The 16,030-nt window shown below is 59.6% G+C and carries 14 protein-coding genes; 1 reads left to right on the top strand and 13 read right to left on the bottom strand.

Annotation, left to right across the window (positions count from 1 at the left end):
• Nucleotides 1-254: 254 nt before the first annotated feature.
• From G8767_RS08955 to G8767_RS08890, 13 genes are all read right to left on the bottom strand, one after another.
• The gene (locus G8767_RS08955) at nt 255-1,310 is read right to left on the bottom strand and encodes an enoyl-CoA hydratase/isomerase family protein (protein WP_206029126.1); all 1,056 of its coding nucleotides are present in this window, start codon (nt 1,308-1,310) and stop codon (nt 255-257) included.
• Complete coding sequence (locus G8767_RS08950; RefSeq protein WP_166809911.1) at nt 1,307-2,722, bottom strand: aldehyde dehydrogenase family protein; 1,416 nt, start codon at nt 2,720-2,722, stop codon at nt 1,307-1,309. Before G8767_RS08950 ends, G8767_RS08955 begins: the two co-directional genes overlap by 4 nt.
• A 91-nt stretch (nt 2,723-2,813) precedes the next feature.
• Complete coding sequence (locus G8767_RS08945) at nt 2,814-3,584, bottom strand: enoyl-CoA hydratase-related protein (RefSeq protein ID WP_124567957.1); 771 nt, start codon at nt 3,582-3,584, stop codon at nt 2,814-2,816.
• A gap of 268 nt (nt 3,585-3,852) precedes the next feature.
• Nucleotides 3,853-4,704 carry a LuxR C-terminal-related transcriptional regulator gene (locus G8767_RS08940; RefSeq protein WP_124567958.1) on the bottom strand — a complete coding sequence of 284 codons (852 nt, stop codon included), beginning with the start codon at nt 4,702-4,704 and terminating at the stop codon, nt 3,853-3,855.
• Between the two features lie 224 nt (nt 4,705-4,928).
• A complete protein-coding gene (locus G8767_RS08935; protein WP_124567959.1) occupies nt 4,929-5,381 on the bottom strand; it encodes an Lrp/AsnC family transcriptional regulator in 453 nt (150 codons plus the stop codon).
• Nucleotides 5,382-5,585: 204 nt separating this feature from the next.
• Nucleotides 5,586-6,410 (bottom strand): class II aldolase/adducin family protein, encoded by an 825-nt coding sequence (locus G8767_RS08930; RefSeq protein WP_166809910.1) that lies wholly within the window; start codon nt 6,408-6,410, stop codon nt 5,586-5,588.
• Between the two features lie 143 nt (nt 6,411-6,553).
• Nucleotides 6,554-7,732: a pyridoxal phosphate-dependent aminotransferase gene (locus tag G8767_RS08925; RefSeq protein ID WP_166809909.1), complete on the bottom strand. Its 1,179-nt coding sequence runs from the start codon at nt 7,730-7,732 to the stop codon at nt 6,554-6,556.
• A complete protein-coding gene (locus tag G8767_RS08920; RefSeq protein ID WP_166809908.1) occupies nt 7,729-8,640 on the bottom strand; it encodes a 2-dehydropantoate 2-reductase in 912 nt (303 codons plus the stop codon). The genes G8767_RS08925 and G8767_RS08920 overlap by 4 nt, the downstream gene beginning before the upstream one ends.
• A 222-nt stretch (nt 8,641-8,862) precedes the next feature.
• A complete protein-coding gene (locus G8767_RS08915; RefSeq protein WP_166809907.1) occupies nt 8,863-9,570 on the bottom strand; it encodes an RraA family protein in 708 nt (235 codons plus the stop codon).
• 2 nt (nt 9,571-9,572) lie between these two features.
• Nucleotides 9,573-10,421: an acetoacetate decarboxylase family protein gene (locus G8767_RS08910; protein WP_166809906.1), complete on the bottom strand. Its 849-nt coding sequence runs from the start codon at nt 10,419-10,421 to the stop codon at nt 9,573-9,575.
• Nucleotides 10,422-10,691: 270 nt separating this feature from the next.
• Nucleotides 10,692-11,699: a nitronate monooxygenase gene (locus tag G8767_RS08905; protein ID WP_166809905.1), complete on the bottom strand. Its 1,008-nt coding sequence runs from the start codon at nt 11,697-11,699 to the stop codon at nt 10,692-10,694.
• A 227-nt stretch (nt 11,700-11,926) separates the two neighbouring features.
• A complete protein-coding gene (locus G8767_RS08900) occupies nt 11,927-12,724 on the bottom strand; it encodes an amidohydrolase family protein (protein WP_240952079.1) in 798 nt (265 codons plus the stop codon).
• A 663-nt stretch (nt 12,725-13,387) separates the two neighbouring features.
• The gene (locus G8767_RS08890) at nt 13,388-14,239 is read right to left on the bottom strand and encodes a LuxR C-terminal-related transcriptional regulator (protein ID WP_166809904.1); all 852 of its coding nucleotides are present in this window, start codon (nt 14,237-14,239) and stop codon (nt 13,388-13,390) included.
• Nucleotides 14,240-14,401: 162 nt separating this feature from the next.
• Here G8767_RS08890 and G8767_RS08885 point away from each other — a divergent pair, with 162 nt between their 5' ends.
• Complete coding sequence (locus G8767_RS08885; protein ID WP_124567967.1) at nt 14,402-16,018, top strand: AMP-binding protein; 1,617 nt, start codon at nt 14,402-14,404, stop codon at nt 16,016-16,018.
• Nucleotides 16,019-16,030 lie beyond the last annotated feature (12 nt).

The raw sequence follows: 16,030 nt of genomic DNA, 5'->3' as shown, positions 1-16,030 counted from the left end.
GTGTCCTCCTGAACAGTTCGGTCCGAATGGACGATGTCGAGAACGGTATGACTCGGGTCACAGATCCGCTACACCTGAAAGTTGGTATTCGAACGCAAGTTTCGAGGATCGGAACACAGAGTTGTGCGCACATTGGTGAGCAGCCGCAGGCCACGAGACCGTGAAATCTCGTGTATCGCGAAAACTCACGCCTTCGTTGACACTTTATCTGTCAGTGAAGGCGTGAGTCATCTGGTGGTCAGGAGAAACGTGGTCTAATTCTGAGCAGGTGGGAGCCCGAGATCGCCAAGTTCCGGAACACTGAAGTATCGATCGACCAGCTGTTCGTCGACTTCTTCGAGCGTTGCAGGCGACCATTGAGGGTGGTGATCTCTGTCAATGATCTGCGCTCGAATACCTTCGACGAAGTCGGCGGAACTCAGGCCTGCTGCGGCCATTCGGTATTCCTGTTCGATGGCGGCCTCGAGCGATAGTTCGCGTGCCGATCGCAATGCACGCAGTGTTACCTTGAGTGCCGTAGGCGAGTTGGCCAACACCTTGGCGGCAGCCGAATTTGCCTTGTCACCTGCAGTACTCGCTTGAAGTCTGTACACAATCTCTTCGACATCATCTGCGCGGAAGCACGGGTCTATCCATATTCTCTCGGACGCAAGCGGACTTTCGGGCGGAGATTCGGCGAACGATGTCACAGCGGAATCGGCTGGCAAGGTCGCGAGTGCAATCATGAGAGCAGGCAGCTTCTTGCTTGGGACGTAGTAGTCGGCCAATCCGAAATGGATTGCGTCAGAGCCGCCTAGACTTCCCGCGGTCAGCGCAGCGTGGGTGCCTAGCTCGCCAGGTGAGCGGGACAACAGGTAGCTGCTACCGACGTCGGGAGTGAATCCGATACTTGTCTCGGGCATGCTGATTCGGGTGCGTTCGGTGACGATTCGAATGGAACCGTGAGCGGACAGGCCTACCCCACCTCCGATAACGAGCCCGTCCATCACTGCGACGAATTCCTTCGAGAATCGCGCGATCTGCGCATTCAGCCGATACTCGTCACGCCAGAACTCGAGTGAAGCCGTACCACCGGTCTGAGCATCGTCGTAGATCGATCTGATGTCGCTGCCGGCGCAAAGGCCGCGCTCACCGCTGCCGTCGAGTATCACTGTACGAATGCGACTGTCATTCTCCCACTCGCCCAGTGTTTCTCCGATGGTGCGAACCATTCCGTGATCGAGGGCATTGAGTGCGCGTGGACGGTTTAGTGTGGTTCTGCCCGAGTGCCCTTCGACGGTGATGCGAACTCCAGGTTCGACGGCGTTCAAAGCTGGATCGACTTCGTCTCGAGGAACTCGTCCAACCCGAGGCGACCGAGTTCGCGACCCACTCCCGATTTCTTGTAACCGCCGAAGGGGGCCAGCGGGTTGAAGGCACCGCCGTTGATATCGATCTGTCCCGTGCGTACCTGACGCGCGAAAGCGAGTGCTCGGACTCGGTCGGCGGACCACACTGCGCCGTGCAGACCGAACGACGAGTTGTTGGCTATAGCAAGCGCTTCGGTCTCGTCCTTGTACGGAATGATAGAAAGCACGGGCCCGAAGATTTCTTCCTGCGCAATGACCGAATCGGGGTCTACGTCGGCGAATACGGTCGGACGTACGAAGTATCCACGGCCTAGTCCGTCGGGCGCGGCCAAGCCTCCGGTTACGAGGCGAGCGCCGCCGTCGATACCCTTCTTGATGAAGTCGAGGACTTGGTCACGTTGATTTCGTGAGACCAGTGGTCCGAGCTTGGTTTCAGGATCGAGTGGATCACCCGGAGAGAAGCCCTCGGCGGCCGCCTTTGCCAACTCGACTGCTTCTTCGTGGCGATCCGCGGGGACGAGCATCCGGGTCCAAGCCGTGCACGTTTGTCCGGCATTGAGGAAGGCGTTCGACACACCAACTTTCACTGCGGTTGCGATATCGGCGTCGTCGAGGATGACATTTGCCGACTTGCCGCCCAGCTCCAACGTCACACGCTTGATCGACCGAGAAGCGAGTTCGGCGACGCGGGCGCCGCCACGGACGGATCCCGTGAACGAAACCACGTCCACTTCCGGATGGGTGACCAAGGCTTCACCGATCACCGGCCCGTATCCACTGATCAGATTCACCACGCCAGGGGGAAAACCGGCTTCGTGAATCGCGTCGAACAACAGGTAGACAGCCATCGGAGCCACCTCGCTGGGCTTGACGACGACGGTGCATCCAGCAGCCAAGGCCGGTGCAATCTTGCACGCAATCTGATGCAGTGGGTAGTTCCATGGCGTGATCGCTGCGACAACACCTGCCGGCTCCCTCACTATGAGCGAGTTGCCGATCGTTTCCTCATGCGCTTGTTCGCCGAGCAAGTCGATGTAGCTTCGGATATCCGTCAGGGGCAGAGCAGCTTGAATCCGACTGGCGATTCTCATGGGTGTACCGACGTCGGTTGCGATCGCTTCTGCAATCTCCGTTGCCCGCTTCTCGAGCCCCTCGGACAACCTGCTCAACAACCTCGCCCGTTCCGCGCGTGAGGTCGCAGCCCAACCAGGGAAGGCGTTGCGGGCGGCACAAACCGCTCGATCGGCATCCGCTGCCGTTCCGTCGGCTACCGCACCGATGACTTCCTCGGTGGCGGGGTTCTCCACGGGAATCGTGTCGGTGCTACCTGATGTCCACGTGCCGTCGATGTACATTGCAGTTCGATCAATCATCAGAATCTCCTCGTCGGCACTCAGGAAGTGCGATGCTCTCGGTTGTGTATTCGACTACTGCGGTAGTGCTTTCAGCGTCAACAGGCAACCGTCATGCGGGTCTGGGCGACTCGGGGCGCTCACCACGGGCGAAGGCCTCGAGGCGTTCCATCACCTCCGGATTGTCGAGCGAGGAGCGACGGTAGTCATCTTCGAGTGCTAAACCCTCATCGGTCCTGTACCCGCCCGATGCGAGTATGGACCGACGATCAGCCCGAAGACTTTCTTGCGGATATCGCGCGATGTGGTGTGCGAGATCGACGGCGCGCGGTAGCGCCTCACCAGTTGGGACAACGTCTTGGACGAATCCGATCTCACGAGCTCGTGTGGCGTCGAATCGAGCCCCCGATTCCATCATCCACAGAGCATTGCTCAAACCCACGATCCGCGGCAGTCGCAGCGTTCCTCCATCGAAGAACGGCACCCCCCAACGCCGATTCAGTGCGCCGAACTCAGCTTGCTCGTCAGCGATCCGGAAATCGCACCATGCAGCGAGCTCGAGTCCACCAGCAAAGCAGTATCCGTTGACAGCCGCGATCGTGACTTTTCCCGGGTCCAGCTTGGCGAAGCCCATCGGCCCGACCGAGTCACAGAACTCTGCGTTCGCGAGCAGACGCGGAATGTCCTTCAAATCGGCGCCGGCGCAGAACGAGGTGGACCCACTGCCGGTAAGTACCAGAACGTTGGACTCGTCATTTCGGCCGAACCGTTGAATGGCCGACGCCAGTGCGACGGCTGTCTCCGCATTCACCGCGTTGTGCGCTTCCGGCCGCTCGATTGTCAGAATGGTGACGTCACCATCGTTTTCTTCCTTGACTGGCATTGCTCAACTCCTCTGTCGATGCGCATGGCCCGATCATTCGTGATCGGTCAACTGCTCTCGATCACCGTCACGGAGCCCTTGTCGGGCAGAATGATTCCGCGAGAACGCATTCACAGCGGCACTCGGTGGTCGAACCAGGGTGACGTTACGACGAGGAGTGCGTGGGTTACTACACGCAAAAGTTGGTATTCGTGTGAGAGCACATTCATTGGACGGAAGGAGCCGACATTCGACCAGGCACCCACGGGCGCAAGACATTCGGCCGAGATCAGAGCAAGCCTTCGGCCCGGGCCTTGTGCACCGCTGAGGTACGGTTTTGCGCATCGAGCTTCCGCATTGCCGAACTCATGTAAGCCTTGACAGTTTGGATGCTCAGACCCAATTGCTCTGCGATGACGAGATTACTTGCGCCGAGTTCTACCAGGCGCAAGGTCTCCAGTTCGCGTCGCGTGACCGTCACCCGCTCAGGTCCACGGGTCGGGCGGCGAGAGGCTACGCCGAGATCGTCGATGATCTGGGTGAGTCGGCCACGAACTACACTGTCGGACACAGTGTCCGTAAGCGACCTGAGTTCGTTCACAGCTCGGTCGATCCGAGCGAAGTTCACAATGGGTCGGCGAGGCGCCTCGTCGGCGGGGTGTTCATCAGTTGTCTGCAAACGCTCGAGATCCTTTGCCGTCAAAGCAGCAACGCGTCCCGCAGCACATAACGCGACATCACCGATCTGTCTGCGTTCACGTGTTGCGCCGTAGAATACGCCGCGAACCGTGCCGTCCACCACGACGGGTAACGCGAACATCGAGTGTATTCTCTCTTCGCCGAGGATTATGTGGTCGAATTCGTGAGTAATCGACCTGTCCGTTGCGTAGTTGTCCACACGGCAAGGGGTCGCTCGGGACACGACGATACCGCCAACCCCTTGGCCTGCAGCGAGTTCCAAACCGAGAAGTCCACGTCCGAAGGTGCCTGAGAGTGTGGTGATCCGCAATCGCCGGCCTCCTACTCCAGGTGTAGCTGTGCCCGCCAGCAGGACCGGCAACCCGCTGGCGCGTCGGAGTTGCTCGAGGCGTCCCTTCAGGTGGCGCTCGACGCGCAGATCCAAAGATTCAGCGTTGATCATCGGTTCTCTTCTTGTCAGTTCGGATCGACTCCTCGGAAGATCACCTACCGCTTTCAAGGGCGAGTCCGATGGAGTATCGACAAAATCGTGTCGGCTTCCGTGCCTCTGTCTCGAAGGCTAGTGAGTGGCGTCACATTCAGGCAAGGTCGTACCCCCAAAGGTAGGTATCGAGTGTCTGATCGATGCGACCGGAGATCTCGATGCATTCCTGCGCTAGGGGCCCGTCAGAGCGGTAGCGATCGACTGTCGACCACACTTTTCATCACGAGGGTCGAGCTGAGGCGAGCAACCCCGGGCAGCGAAGCGAGTCGCGTGTCGTACAACTTCTGAAACGCCGGCAAGTCTCGGGCGACGATGCGCAGAAGATAGTCCGGATCACCGAAGAGGCGTTGCGCAAGTATGACATTGGGGATATCGACGACGGAGTCCTCGAAAGCGTCGAGGGTACCGCGGTCTGCATTCAACATCGTGACGAATACAAGCGAATGAAAGTTCAATCCCAAAGCACTCGCGTTGAGTTCCGCGCGATAGCCACTTATCACGCCTGCCTGTTCCAGCGCGCGGAGGCGACGATGGCAGGGCGAAACACTGATGCGGACCCGCTCCGCGAGTTCCGTGACAGTGAGACGACCGTTCTGTTGGAGCTCGGTGAGAATTTCTCTGTCGACCGCGTCCATGAACATCATCCTCCCACAGTGACTGCCGTCGAGGAGCGATCTCGGAAACTCCCGATAGGAGACTGTGCCTCGTTCATGTGCTCTGTGTAGATCGCTTCCAGCAGTTACATTGCTTCGCAAAGTCCGATCGCGGTCCCCGGTTGCGCACTGATTTCGGTGCGCAACCGACGCCGTCAGATCCCTATATTGCCAATGACTTTCGATCTAGGTGAGTAACTCCGGATGCTCACGTGTGATGTCGTCCCACAGAGGTCGGAAGCTGAGCCAACCCGCAAATGCAGATCCGACCTCGCGGTGAGAGAAGGTTGCTGTCTCGTGGTCCATCTCGATCGGTGTTCCGGCTGCCATTGCTGTCAGTTGCACCTGCGCACACCGCTCCATGGCTATGAACCACCAAGCAGCCTCACCGGCGGACTGCCCTGTTGTGAGTAGTCCGTGATTTTGCAGAACCGCGGCCTTCGCGTCTCCCAGTGCAGCTGCGATTCGTTCGCCTTCTTCACGGTAACCCGCAGGCCCGCCATAGAAGTCGTACAGCGCGTGGTCGTTGTAGAAGGCAGTTGCATCTTGGTTGATGGGAAGGATCGGCAATCCGAGTGAGGCCAACGCCCGGCCGTAGATCGAATGAGTATGCGAGGCCGCGACGACATCCGGACGAGCCTTGTGCAGCTCGGAATGAATGAAGAAGCCGGCAAGGTTTACCGATCCCTCACCTTCCACCACCCGGCCCGCGTGATTGACCCGAATGAGATCGGAGACGCGAATCGCCTTGAAACTCATGGTGAAAGGATTGACCCAGAACTCGTCCTGGAACTCTGGATCGCGAACGGTCATGTGTCCGGCAACACCCTCGCCGAAACCGAATTTGCCGAACAACCGCAGTGACGCCGCAAGTTCTCGTTTGCGAAGACGCCGCTCGTCCTCGATGTTGAGCCCCGCCGGAGGGCCGGGAACACCAGCTCCGGGTTTGACGATACTTGCGGGCCTGTCGAGAAGACTTGTCTCCTCTGTCGATTCAACTGTATTGCTCATGGCGAAACCTTTCTGTGCTCGATGTCATGGCTAACGGTCCAACCGGCGGATGATGCGTAGCTTGTATACGATTTCGACACTGATGAAGTCGATGTTCATCCTCCGGGTCGCTCTGTGCAACGGTTGCTCGATACAGAGAATCCCTACGCCGCGAGCGAAGTCACGAACTTGCCCAACCTGGCGAGTCCTTCGTCGAGTTCGCTCATCGGTGCGGCGTAGGACAATCGGACGTGCGTCTTTGCGCTGTGTACACCGAAGTCGGTGCCAGGCGTCAGTGCGACGTGTGCCTCGTCGAGGGCGCGTTCGCAAAACTCCCATGCGGTCAGACCGGTGTGACTTACGTCGAAATAGACGTAGAACGCGCCGTTCGGTTCGACCGGGATCGGCAGTCCGATCTCTTTCAAGCCGTTGACGACCCGAACTCGACGGCGCCCGAATTCGATACGGCGTTGCTCGCACACGGCCAATGCCTCCGGAGTGAAGCAGGCAAGTGCCGCATGTTGGGCAGGCGACGACGGGCAGAGAAAGTAGTTCTGTGCGAGACGCTCGATTGCAGGAACCAGGGCTTCGGGAACGATGCACCAGCCCAACCTCCATCCCGTCATGCCGAAGTACTTCGAGAAGCTGTTCACCACAATGCAGTCCGGGTCGACGGACAGCGCGCTCTGCGGTGCTGCGCCCCGGTCATCATGGTCGCTCAGGTTCAAGTAGATCTCGTCGACGATTCGCCACGCACCGGCATCGCGTGCGAATTCGCAGATCGACGCCAACTCGTTCAGTGCAACAGAAGTGCCGGTTGGATTCGACGGCGTTGCGATCATGATTCCGCTGGTGGATTCGGTCCAATTCGACCGCACCGCTTGCGCGTCCAACTGGTATCGGGTCTCGGCAGGTGCGGGTACGAGATTCACGCGGGCGCCGAAGCTCTCCGCAATCTGACGGTTGCACGGGTAAGAAGGATCTCCGATCATCACCTCGTCGTCAGTGTCAACTAGCGCAGCCATGAGGAGCACCAGTGCCGCTGAAGCACCGGCAGTGACGACTACACGGGCGGGGTCGACCTCGACTCCGTGCTGATCTCGATAGAACTGTGCGATCGATTGCCTCAGTGCAGGCAACCCGAGTGACGCGGTATACGGCATTGCTCGGCCGTCCATGATCTCGCGCATCAGTTTCAGCACCGGCGGAGGCGCTCCGAAGTCCGGTTCACCGATACTCAACTTCACAACATGGTGTCCCTGGAGTTCCAATCCAGCAGCGCGTTTTCCGAATTCCATCGCGTAGAAGGGTGCAATTGCCTGCGCGCGTGCGGAGATTTTCACGCGATCTCCTCCGCCTGGATTGCCGCCACCAGGGCCAGCACAAAGCGGTTGACGGGGACGTCGACACCATGCCGTTCCGCAGTCCTGACGACCGCCCCCGTGAGCGCGTCGTACTCGAGTGGGCGGCCGGCCAGTCGATCCTGGCGCATCGAGGTGGTGCTGCCCTCCGGAACGCTTTGCAACCAGTGCATAGCGCGCTCCGCGTGCTCGTCGGTCAACGCCGCGCCGTCTGCCCTACCGACGACAACGGCCTCGTGCATGATCTGACGCGCGATGTTCCCGATTTCCGGGTCGCGCATTACATCTGCTCTCCGCCCGGTCAACGCAGTCAGCGGATTCGCCGTGATGTTGGTGAGAAGCTTTGACCAGGCGACCGTCTTCAAATCGGTCTCAGTTGATGCCCGCATGAGACCCGCTCGTAACTCGGCCGCCAAGGCCGTGCCCGCCTCGCCTTCGGGTAACGCCAGATCTACATCTCCGACCCGCCGAAGTACCGCTCGTCCAGGTGCCGTTCGTTCGACGTTGAGATAGACGACACTCGGGACGATCTGTGCTGCAGCGATATACGGCGAGATTCGTTCGGAGAGTTCGACGCCGTTCTGTGCCACCAACACTCTGGATTCCGAATGGTCTACCGCGCGAAGCCAATCGGCAACGGTTTCGGTGTGATGGGCTTTGACGGCGACGATTGCGATGACGGGCCCCTCGATCTCACCTGGCTCGGTGACATGTCGAACCGACCATGATTCGGAGATGCCGTTTTCTGCGATCTCGATGCGATCGAAGGGAACCCGCCCGCCGCACACAGTGATCGGATGCCCGGCCCGGGCAAAAGCGGAAGCCAGCGAGAGCCCGATGGCGCCCGCTCCGATGACCGCAACTGGACGAGACTTGCTGTTCGAAGTCAAAGTTCTTCTCCTCGTTGACTATCGATGAACCATGAGGGGCTCGTAGAGCGACCGATTGATCCTGGTCAGTCACGGTTCCCGGAGATCACTCATGTTCGAGACCGTTGATAGAAGAAGATTAGCCGGATGCGTTTGGGAAATTATCCCAAAATTGGCGCGGATCGATCTGGATGGTGGAAGAAAGTAGGCCAAAGGGTGGATATATGCCAAAATCCTTCCGCACTATTCCTCGATGGCACCACCGATTGATCGTAGGTGCTCGCGGAAGGTGAAGTCCTCCTGTTCCTTCCGCGTGGTAAGGAACTCGTCGAACTGTGCCTGCGCACGGAAGGTCGTACCTTGCCGCATGCACGCAGCCTGGTATCGCTCCGTGTCTCGAATCGTGGTCGCAAGTTCTGCCACATCTGCGGCGCGATTCAAAGGTACGAAGATCACTCCGTCATCGTCACCGACCAGGAAATCGTGAGCGGTCGAGGTGTGCCGACCGCACCGTGCGGAAACGAGGGTTCGAGAATCTGTGCCGTCGAGACGCTGGGGGCCGGTCGGCAATGCGCCCTGGCTGAACAGCGGCAATCTGATAGTTCGCAGTTCACTCGTGTCCCGGTGAAGCCCCCAGATCACAATGCCCGACAAGTCGGCGCGCTGAGCCTCGAGTGCTACCAGGTCTCCGACGCAAGCCTCATCTTCTCGTCCCCCGTTGTCGACCATCAACACGTCGCCGGATTCCGAGCTTTCGATGGCCTCCAGGAAGACGTCGACACTGCCGTGATGACGGACCGGTGCTACTCGGCCGACCATATGCATGTTTGCCCACAAGGGCCGAATGCTCGGTGGAGCACAACGCACGGGAACGCCCAATCGCAAACAGGCGTCGGCGATATGTGGCGTGGTGAGATCCAGATAGGTGCGCTGGAGCTGTACGGAATCCATGATCAGTTCTCCTGTGAGTCGCCTGGGCGGGCACCTCGAAGGTCCCGGAGTCGGTAGTTGTACCGGTTGGTCATCGCGAGTGAGTAGCGCCAGCCTCGTCCCACGCGAACAGGAGGCAGCGCGCTCATGGTCTCCGTTGGTGATTCGAGGATGCTGAGGTTCGCCGTTCCTTCCCAAACCGGGCCGGCGATCACGTTCTCGGCCTGAAGTCGGACCAGTTCGAACACGGCGGGTTCGTCGTGTTGACCTTCGAACATCGAGGGAAAATGACGGAGAGCGACGATCGGACGGCTGCCGAAGGTGACGGCGGAATCGTCGGCTTCCGAGGTTATTCGGACGTTTCCTTCGGCCAGTCTTCGGTCCTTCACCGCGACGGTCCCGGCAAAGACGTTCCCGGGCGCGAGGTTGGGCGAGGCGATCGACGGGACCCCCATCGATTTGGTGATCCACACGGAGCCTAGCTTTTTCGGATATCCGAGGATCCATCCACGCGCCATCGACGTATCCTGGTCGACCACGATGTATGGGCTGTAGTGCATCGGAATTCCCTCGTACACGACACTCACAAGCATGATGCACTCGCGATACTGCGCCCGAATCGGATCCAGCAATTCCCCGCCGGTGTCGGTACACGCTTGCCAGTCGACGAATGACAACGTCGTCAGTCCCTGCTCGTCCGGGTGAAGGGTCAGCCCAGGAGGCAGCAGGGCCTCCACAGCGGCGGGGTTGGACCAGTACTCCACCGTGACGAAGTCCGCGGCGTAGTGCCACGGTGGAGTCGGTGCGATGCTGGACGTCCCGTCACGCGAGAATGGGCCCATGTAACCCTGCGAGTCTGCGAATTGTGTCATGTATGGGTGTCCTGGTTATCGAAATAGATGGGCGACCGAAGGCCGGATCGACAGATGGTGGCGATTCGGAGAGTTCGAATCTGTTGAGTGTCAGACACACTCATCATTCGAACACGCGACATATTGCGATTCGTATGTCGAATGACACTCTATCGATGGAAGGACGCCGAGCGATTGCGTATATGCTCCGAAATGGGTCGATATTGATATAGATCAGTACAGAATGGCCTGAGGTTGGCAGATACTGGCTGACCCTGGCTTACCGATCGATCAATCGAGCGTTTGCACTTCGACTTCTTCGTGCTCAGCGACAATGAGGCCGTGGAGACGCTCTTCGATCAGATGCGTTGCATCGGCTGTGATCCGATCGATCAGTGCTGCAACGGTTGGAATGTCGTGGATCAGACCCTGCGCCGTCCCGACCGTCCAAATCCCGGCATCAAGGTCGCCTGTCTCGAAGACCCTGCGTCCTCGAACTCCTGCAACCAGTTCACGAACATCTTCGAATTGACCACCGCGACTGAGGATATCAACGACTTCGCGGCTGACCGTGTTGCTGGCGACTCTGGCAGTGTTGCGCAATGGACGGAAAATCAGCTCTGTGTCAGTCTCTTTGGCTGCGACGATCGCTTCCTTCACGGCCCGATGAACGGGGGCCTCTTCCGTGCACAGGAAGCGGGTTCCCATGTTGATCCCGTCGGCGCCGAGTGCGAGCGCAGCGACGAGACCCCGACCGTCGGCAAAGCCTCCGGAAGCGACCATGGGGATGGATATCTGCTCGGCTGCTGCTGCAATGAGGATCAACCCCGGAATATCATCTTCGCCTGGATGGCCGGCACATTCGAATCCGTCGATGCTGACGCCGTCGACGCCGACGTCCTGTGCCTTGACGGCATGGCGCACGCTGGTGCACTTGTGAAGCACCTTGATCCCTGCTGCGTGAAAATCGGGTAGATGTGGAGCAGGATTCGATCCGGCCGTCTCCACGATCGTGATTCCGGATTCTATGATCACCTGCCGGTACTCCTCGTACGGCGGCGGCGTGATCGCCGGAAGAATGGTCAGGTTCACTCCGAACGGTTGGTCGGTCAGCTCCCGCGTACGAGCGATTTCCTTTCTCAAATCCTCCGGTGTGGGCTGTGTCAAAGCGGTCAGCATGCCCAAGGCGCCGGCATTCGCAACTGCAGCAACGAGTTCGGCGCGGCCGACCCACTGCATGCCTCCTTGCACGATCGGATGACGCACGCCGAAGGTTTGGGTAAAAGCGGTAGAAAGCATTGAATCTCCTTCACGATTTTGGTGACCATCGGTTCGCAGGACGTACCGGAAGTCATGAGAGTGCAACGGGCTCATATTTGTTCGACGCCGACGCCGACGCCGACGCCGACGCCGACGCCGATGCCGGCGCCGACGCCGTTTTCAGGCCCTACGTTCAACGCACGGTCTTTGACGGGTATCCGGCGATCCCGGTGCGTTGCTGGCGCATCCTGGGGATGTTTCGCCCGTCAGTACGGGAGTTTGAAAGCGCGGATTGCGTTGCTGCGCAGGAACGCGGCGCGGGTTGTCTCGTCGAGGTCGAGTGCGTCGATTCCGGCGAGGCAGTCGGATGCCGGCCAAGCCGGGTGATTCGAACCGAACAACACCTTGTGTCGGCCGTGACCGCGCAGGTAGTCCACGATTTCGGTGGGGTAGCGCGTGGACTTGTACGCCGAGGTGTCGATGTAGACGTTCGGGTATTTCGTTGCGAGAGAGATAGCTTCGTTGGTCCACGGCACCCCGATGTGGCCTGCCACTATCCGAAGCTCAGGAAATTCGAGTGCTACGTGATCGAGGTACGGGATGGGGCGACCAGGTTCCGACGGACAGAGTGGTCCGGTGTGGCCGATTTGGGTGCAGAACGTGATGTCGAGGTCACAACACGCCGCGTACAACGGGTAGTAGCGGCGATCGTCCGGTGGTAGGCCCCATAGCCACGGGATGATCCGTAGACCTACGGCGCCGTATTCGTCGGCGCATCGTCGCAGTTCGTGCACCGCGTCCATCGGTCGACTCAGATCGGCTGATGCGACCATGACGAAGCGGTCCGGATGGCTCTTGACGACGGCGCCGACTTCGTCGTTGCTGATGAGTGCTCCTGACGGTCCATGCCAAGCACTCAGCATGCCGATCTCGACGCCGGCTTCGTCCATACGGTCGAGGGTCCACGAGACCGGTGGTTCGGTATCTGGAATCGTGCCGTGTGACCACCGACGAAGTGAGTCCAGGAAGGGCATGTCCAGCCACCGCTGAGTCGGGTGCTGCATCCACGCATCGATTGTCTTTGTCACAGTTTCGCCTTTCGTCTTTCCCGTTGTCCGTCGAAGCCTCAGGCAGCGCGGACTTTCGGCGGGGTCTGGTTCGCAGTGCTTTTCCATGACGCGTTGACGCGTCTCGGGGAGGAAAGTGGCGCAGATGAGGCTGAGCGCACCGAAGGCCGCAAGCATCCACCCCACGGCCTCACCACCGAAGCGTCCGGCCAGTTCGGCGGCCAGGATCGGTGCGGTACCACTGCCGATCACTCCTGCGATTGCGTAAGCCATTCCAGCGCCGGTGTAGTGGTACTCGGTTTGGAACATCTCCGGAAGGAGAGCCCCGGCCCTGCCGTGGATGAAAAAGTCGTAGAACTCGATGGTCGTGCCGGTGCAGCTGGCAATGGCGATACGACGCATCGGGGTCGGTGGCCGGGGTATTTCCTGGAACGGTTGTACGGGACATCGACTTTCCTGCTCGCTTGGCTCACTGGTTCTCCAGCGGCGGGCTGGTGTACGACGAACAGTGTGAGTCCGGTTACAGCACGATCTACACCCCCCAAAGTAGGTCGACGTTCGGCTAACTCCTTTGGGGGGTACGTGCCGAGAACGGGTTGCCGGTGCGATGACGCTCGACATAGGACCCGCGGCAAACGCGGTGAACCCGAGGTCGAATGTTCAGCTGACGATCCCCAATTCACGTGCAGCCAAGACTGCCTGGATCCGGTTGTTTGCGTGCAACTTGCGCATGGTGCTCTTGAGGTAGGACTTGATGGTGTTGGGGAGCAACCCGAGTGTTTCTGCGACCTCACGGTTGCTCAGTCCGCGTGCAACCAACTCGAGAACCTCGATTTCACGAGGCCTGAGCAAGGTGACAGGCGCACTCGGGATCAGCGTCGGCGCGAATCGGTTTCCGACAGCTTCGATTCGCGCACGGAGCGAGGCATCCTCGATGTGGCCTGCGAGATCGGTCAGCTCCTTCGCGATGTCGAACATGTCAGATCGAGTGAGGGATGATCGCTCCGCTTCTGCGCTCGCGCGCATCAGACTCAATCTCCGACCCACTTCGTCCTCGACTGCGATGTCACGCTCGATTCGTCTCACCAACGGAGCAAAACTGTCGAACCAGCGGTCGCCGAGACGAACGTGGGTTCTCGCAGCAAGGTAGATCAGGATTCTAGGAACACGATCGACAACGATGGGTAGGGCCGCGAGGGTTTCGATTGCCTCTGGCCGGACGGCGTGGTCGTAGACGTGGGTGATGCCTTGCGCTGAAATGTAGTCCGCGACCGAAACCGGTCTGGCCAACATCAGCGCCTTTCCGCCGAGTCCTTCACCGTTGCGCACCACGAGATTGACCGCAGAGCGTGTCCGGACGCCGGCGAGGTCGGTGATCTCCATGGATACGGCGCCCTGCCGTACCGGACCACCGAAGACCATGTCCATAGCCGCCTGTCGGCGGAGGATTTCCATCGAGCGTGCGAGAATCCGTCGCTCGATCGGGGTGCTCGCCTCGAAAGCTGCGGTCATCTGGGCCTCCAACCACTTACCTTTGATTGAGGCTAGTGAGTGCCGTCACAACAACGCAACGCGTACCTACCAAGGTAGGTAGTGGGTGCGTCGCCTACCTTTGGGGGTCCCACCACGACTGTTTTCCAGGTCACATTGCTTCTCAGGAATGAAGGAGCACATATGAACCTCAGACTTAGCCATGCCATCGGCCCCACCGAGCAACCGATGCTCGAGATGACGATCGGCGACAACTTCGACCGGACCGCGGTGAAGTTTCCCGATAACGAGGCCGTGATCGATGTGCCGACCGGCCGCCGGTGGACGTACACCACCTTGCGCGCGGATGTCGATGCGCTGGCTCTGGCACTTATCGCCGACGGCATCGTTGCCGGTGACCGGATCGGCATCTGGGCACCCAACTGCGCGGAATGGACCATCGTCCAGTACGCAGCAGCGAAGGTGGGTGCCGTCCTGGTCAACATCAACCCGGCGTACCGCACACACGAGTTGGAGTACGCACTCAACCATGCCGGAATCCGGATGGTTTTCGCGCTTTCCGCGTTCAGGTCCTCCGACTACACCGCGATGCTTGACGAGGTGGCACCGCGGTCGGAGCACCTTGATCATGTGGTGTTCTTCGGGAGTGACAAGTGGGCCGATCTGCTCAAACGTGGTCAACGGATTTCACCCGAGATACTCAGGGAGCGCCAGGCAACTCTCTCGCCTGATGATCCGATCAACATTCAATACACGTCAGGGACAACAGGTTTCCCGAAAGGGGTTACGCTCTCTCATCGCAACATCCTCAATAACGGGTATTTCGTGGGCAAGTTGCTCGGTTACACGGAGAACGACCGGATTTGTGTTCCGGTGCCGTTCTATCACTGCTTCGGCATGGTGATGGGTAACCTCGGGGCGACCACACACGGTGCGTGCGTGGTGATTCCGGCGCCTGCTTTCGACCCGATTGCGACGCTCCAGGCATGTGAGCAGGAGCGGTGCACTTCTCTGTACGGTGTACCGACGATGTTCATCGGAATGCTCAACGTCCCCGACGTCGCATCGTACGATCTGTCCTCGCTACGCACCGGCGCAATGGCGGGCTCACCTTGCCCTGTCGAGATAATGAAACGAATCACGCAGTGGGCACCCGAAATTGCGATCGCCTACGGGATGACGGAAACGTCCCCCGCGTCCACCCAGACGTGGGTCGACGATTCGCTCGACCGGCGCGTGTCCACTGTGGGGCGCGCGCACCCGCATGTCGAGGTCAAGATCGCCGATCCGGTCACCGGTGACACCCTGGAACGGGGAGAGTCCGGCGAATTGTGCGTCCGCGGCTACTCGGTAATGCTCGGCTACTGGAACGACCCCGAAAAGACTGCCCAAGCTGTCGATGCCGACGGTTGGATTCACAGCGGTGACCTCGCAATGATGGATGAGGACGGATTCGTCGGAATCACCGGGCGTATCAAGGACATGGTGATTCGTGGTGGCGAGAACATCTACCCGCGAGAAATCGAGGAGTTTCTGTACACCCACCCCGATATCCTCGACGCCCAAATCATCGGGGTACCCGACGACAAGTACGGCGAGGAACTCATGGTGTGGTTGCGTTTGCGTGCCGGCGCCGAACACATCGACGCCGAAAGCCTTCGAGCCTTCTGTGCCGGCAAACTCGCCCACTACAAGATTCCTCGCTATGTCCACTGCGTGGACGAATACCCGATGACGGTCAGTGGCAAAGTGCGCAAAGTGGAGATGCGCGAGCAAGCGCTACAGCTTCTCGGACTTTGACCGCCAAACCAT

The sequence above is a fragment of the Rhodococcus sp. IC4_135 genome, assembly GCF_011602025.1.
Taxonomy (GTDB): domain Bacteria; phylum Actinomycetota; class Actinomycetes; order Mycobacteriales; family Mycobacteriaceae; genus Rhodococcus_F; species Rhodococcus_F baikonurensis.
Note: the sequence above shows the minus strand (reverse complement) of the source record. Positions and strands in the feature narration are given on the sequence as shown.

Coding starts and splice junctions, on each gene's coding strand:
- G8767_RS08935 (WP_124567959.1), bottom strand. CDS start 5,381: ATGGACGCGGTCGACAGAGAAATTCTCACCGAGCTCCAACAGAACGGT.
- G8767_RS08915 (WP_166809907.1), bottom strand. CDS start 9,570: ATGGATTCCGTACAGCTCCAGCGCACCTATCTGGATCTCACCACGCCA.
- G8767_RS08890 (WP_166809904.1), bottom strand. CDS start 14,239: ATGACCGCAGCTTTCGAGGCGAGCACCCCGATCGAGCGACGGATTCTC.
- G8767_RS08910 (WP_166809906.1), bottom strand. CDS start 10,421: ATGACACAATTCGCAGACTCGCAGGGTTACATGGGCCCATTCTCGCGT.
- G8767_RS08930 (WP_166809910.1), bottom strand. CDS start 6,410: ATGAGCAATACAGTTGAATCGACAGAGGAGACAAGTCTTCTCGACAGG.
- G8767_RS08885 (WP_124567967.1), top strand. CDS start 14,402: ATGAACCTCAGACTTAGCCATGCCATCGGCCCCACCGAGCAACCGATG.
- G8767_RS08940 (WP_124567958.1), bottom strand. CDS start 4,704: ATGATCAACGCTGAATCTTTGGATCTGCGCGTCGAGCGCCACCTGAAG.
- G8767_RS08900 (WP_240952079.1), bottom strand. CDS start 12,724: ATGCAGCACCCGACTCAGCGGTGGCTGGACATGCCCTTCCTGGACTCA.
- G8767_RS08905 (WP_166809905.1), bottom strand. CDS start 11,699: ATGCTTTCTACCGCTTTTACCCAAACCTTCGGCGTGCGTCATCCGATC.
- G8767_RS08950 (WP_166809911.1), bottom strand. CDS start 2,722: ATGATTGATCGAACTGCAATGTACATCGACGGCACGTGGACATCAGGT.
- G8767_RS08945 (WP_124567957.1), bottom strand. CDS start 3,584: ATGCCAGTCAAGGAAGAAAACGATGGTGACGTCACCATTCTGACAATC.